3 protein-coding genes are annotated in these 3,740 nt (G+C 43.6%); 1 reads left to right on the top strand and 2 read right to left on the bottom strand.

Annotated elements, in window-relative coordinates; translation table 11 throughout:
- Positions 1-366 precede the first annotated feature (366 nt).
- A complete protein-coding gene (locus tag lacNas_RS03810) occupies positions 367-2,469 on the bottom strand; it encodes an SLAP domain-containing protein (protein ID WP_201330994.1) in 2,103 nt (700 codons plus the stop codon).
- A 90-nt stretch (positions 2,470-2,559) separates the two neighbouring features.
- The gene (locus tag lacNas_RS03805; RefSeq protein ID WP_201330995.1) at positions 2,560-3,453 is read right to left on the bottom strand and encodes a LysR family transcriptional regulator; all 894 of its coding nucleotides are present in this window, start codon (positions 3,451-3,453) and stop codon (positions 2,560-2,562) included.
- Positions 3,454-3,591: 138 nt separating this feature from the next.
- Between lacNas_RS03805 and lacNas_RS03800 the strand changes: the two genes are divergently transcribed.
- Positions 3,592-3,740 (top strand): FAD-dependent oxidoreductase (locus lacNas_RS03800; protein ID WP_201346610.1); only part of this gene is annotated, 149 nt, incomplete at its 3' end.

Below are 3,740 nucleotides of genomic sequence, written 5' to 3'. Positions count from 1 at the left end.
ATGCGGTTGCGGCAGTTGCGCTGGCGCCACAAAGCGCCAGCGCAACTGAAACTTTGCTGATGGTATTCAATTTTTTACCCATAATTTGGTCCTCCACATAATATTAGGTTATCACACACTTCGATTTTTAACCCAGAAGCAATATTTGTCAAATATTTTTTAACAAAGGCCTGTCCTAGAGAGAAGAGTGTTGAACTAGTAATCATCCAACACTAGATTAGTATGTTTTTATAGCTTGCATCCCCTTACGCAAACTAATGCTACGCAACACACATCAGGCGGTTCGAATATTATCTATATTCGGATAAAAATCTCTCAAAGGCCTGATCTAATCATTGAAGCTGCACTCTGCTCACTACACACTCTTTATTTGTTGTTGCTTGAGGTTTTTAAAGACTTCTGATATGCATCAAGAGCTTTTGACATTTGCTCATTGACCGTCTTGATTTTCTCCACCTTGGAATTTGCTTCGTCATAAGCCTTTTTACTACTGTTCACATTTTCTTGAGCGGTATTGATTTGCGACTTGTCAGCCTGTGTCTGTTCATAATTTGTCTTTGCAGTATTCATTGCCGACTCATAAGACGCAACGTAGCTATTAAGAGCAGATTCAAATTCATCAACGCTCACTTGAGTACTTGATCCCCTGCTTCTGTTGAAGTCAGCTGCACCCGTGCGTGTACTTTGGTCGAACACAAGACCGACATAGTCATAATCCCCCATGCAGGCCTCGTAATGCCCTGTTATACCGCTGCCATGGGCATCATAAATTTCCTTCTCTCTAGTATACCAACCAGTCAATGGATCTTTGTAGCCCCATGCCAAGTTCTCTGCACTAGAAACACTTACGTTGCTCGAACTGTTTCTAAAATAGGTATGATCCTCTGTAGTATTTGAAACAACATTGGCGATGCTTGCAAAGATCATAAGGTCATAATCGACCCCTAAAGCATAATGATTAGAGAAATTGTTATCCGTTGCCCGGAAATTGTTAAGCTCCTTGATGAGAGCAACATCATTCTTCAAGTTGGTCGTCTTAAGCACACTCTTAACAGAATCATCCAAACCGTTAACATACTCTGCCAACGCGGATTCTTGTGACATACCATCTTTTGAATCTTGATAGTAGTTAGGTGTGGCTTTACTCATGATAAAGTCAAAGCCAGCTGCTTCATAAACGCGTGAAGCTTCATCATAACTGGCCTTAGCAGCTGCAACCTTGTTATTGTAACTAGTTTCGGCATCCGAGTAGGCTTGATTTGCGCTATCCAAGGCAGCCTTCTTTTGGCTTAAGTCACTCTGCGCACTCTCTAACGAGCCTAATTCTTCAGCCTGCTTCTTATACTTGTCATAAGCCTCCTTAGCTTGCTTGTCATAAGTCGGACGAGTTGAACCAGCCGTTTGCGTGGTTGTCGTAAATCCATCCGCCTTAACCCAAGCAGAACTATTGTTATCTAAAGGATCAGCAATCTTATACCACTTAACGCCACTCTTGTCCGTTGCTGTTGCTGATACGTGATAAACAACTGGATAGTAGGTGCCTTCGAAATATTCCGCAGTTGCAGCACTCTTCTTTTTGCTAAAAGTGTTATCGGAATTCAAAGTAAACATATCGATGTTCTTACTACTATCTACGGCACTGACGTTTCTCTTAACATTAAAATTCGCATTCGTAACAGATAACGTATTTTTAGAATTTGAACTATTAGATGAACTCGATCCGTTGCTAGTAGTCTTGGAAGTAGAAGGCGAATTGCTATTAGTAGCCGAAGAATTTCCTTTGTCACTATCACTAGTCGTCTTTGAAGTGGAAGACGAGTTGCCATTACCTGCATTTCCCTTGTCGCTTTCACTAGTCGTCTTGGAAACTGAAGATGGGTTGCTATTAGCTACTTGAGCATTTTTCTTGTAGGTCACTTTAACAGTTTGATTCTTGAGCTTGTAAGTAACTTTAACTGCACCGATGCTTGAACGACTTGAACTATATCCTTCCACCTTGGCCACAGTGTACTTTTTCCAAGAAGAAGTGCTCCACTTGCCGTAGGTCTTCTTCTTAGTCTTATTGTCAGTTTTCACACTCCGCTTGAGATAGGCATTCTGAATTACTGTCTTCTCGCCTGATGGTTGGTAAAGCTTAATAGTTCTGGTGATCTTTTTCGTTTGCGTGGAATAGCTATAGCGGACCAACACCTTCTTTGCACTACTGGTCTGGATATAACGTCCCTTGCCAAGGCTGTAGTACTTCTTTCCCTTGATTGTCTTAGTACCATAAACGGTCAGCTTGGCTTTCTTCTTGTAGGATTTCTTGGTCTTCTTCCCGTTTGATGTGTACACGTAAGCTTTCTTAGAAACATACACCTGGTATTTTGTAGCTGCTTGTACGCTCGTTTGCGATGCTACTACAGCGAATCCAACTGTTCCGAGCAATGCAACCGAAGCTTTACTGATGGCCTTCAGCTTTTTATCCATAGTTTTGTCCTCTCACATAATTTTAGATCATTACACACCTTAATTTTTTCATCCATCAGTCAGGTTTGTCAAATTACTTTTTTAATAAAGCTATCCAAAACAAGACAGCAGCTTCTTAACCAGGGGAAGCTTGTCACTGTGCCGATTATAGATAACCTTGATTCTGTATTTATTCCGTTCCCCTAACCCGGCTAATGGTAAATAACTTATATGTTCCTTGTCAGTCAGCACATACTCAAACAGCCCCTTCGGGTAAAAAGCAACCGCCTTGTCCAGCGAGACCAGCATCTGCATCTGTTCAATACTGGAAATGTGCGCGCAGCTGGCCTTGCTCTCATCCGGCAAGGTCGACAAAAAGGCCTGCCGCAGGTAGTGCGAATTTTCTTCCGGCATGTAATACAGAACCGGCCGGTTGCCAATAGCCGTCAGCGGGAATTCCTCCAGCCGGCTCAGCGGATTCAAGTCGCTGACTCCCATGATCATTTCATTTGTATACACGTCAACGCTGGCAAGATCCTCATCTTCAATGACCAAGCCAGGCTGTCCATAATCCAGCACTGTTGCCATATCCACCAAGCCATTGGAAATATCTGCCAGCAGATGATCAATGCTTTCATGAACCAAACTCAGCCGAACCTGTTCATTCAGGAACTGGTAGAGCTTCTCTCTGAGCAAGGCTCCGTCAAAAGGTGAAAAATACCCGCAGATCAGCCGCTGGCTGCTGCTGGCTTCATAGCGCAAAGCATTGACGTTCACGTTGAATTTTTGCAGCATGTTGCGGACGTAAATATAGAAATCCCGCCCGACCGGGGTAACGAAAATCTTGTTTTTATCCCGGTCAAAAAGCTTCAGTCCCAGCTCTTCCTCCAGCTTTTTCATCATCTGCGACACGGCTCGCTGGGAAACGTACTCGCTCTCTGCCGCCTTCTGAAAGCTGCCGGCTTCAACTACTCTGCAAAAAGTTCTGAGTTTATCAAAATCCATCGTCTTTTCCTCTTTCTGGGGGCCACCCGAATTTTCTGCTTCGGCTGTGCAACCGTTTACTCTCTATTAATCTACCGCAAAAGACTTTATAGTTTCAAGTGTAAGCAATGTTTAAGTTGATTTTGTAAGGAGAAAACCATGACAATTGCAGCTAAGGATAAGTATGATGTAGTAGTCGTAGGTTCGGGTGCTGCCGGCCAGGCAGCCGCTTTGACCGCTCAGGAAAATGGCGCCAGCGTGCTTTTGCTGGAAAAAGGCCGCCACACCGGCGGCAGTGCCAACTACAG

The organism is Lactobacillus nasalidis (assembly GCF_016587775.1).
GTDB classification, from domain to species: Bacteria; Bacillota; Bacilli; order Lactobacillales; family Lactobacillaceae; genus Lactobacillus; species Lactobacillus nasalidis.
Note: the sequence above shows the minus strand (reverse complement) of the source record. Positions and strands in the feature narration are given on the sequence as shown.

Bases quoted from the DNA above. Each gene is read 5' to 3' on its own strand.
- lacNas_RS03810 (WP_201330994.1), bottom strand. From the start codon at position 2,469: ATGGATAAAAAGCTGAAGGCCATCAGTAAAGCTTCGGTTGCATTGCTC.
- lacNas_RS03805 (WP_201330995.1), bottom strand. From the start codon at position 3,453: ATGGATTTTGATAAACTCAGAACTTTTTGCAGAGTAGTTGAAGCCGGC.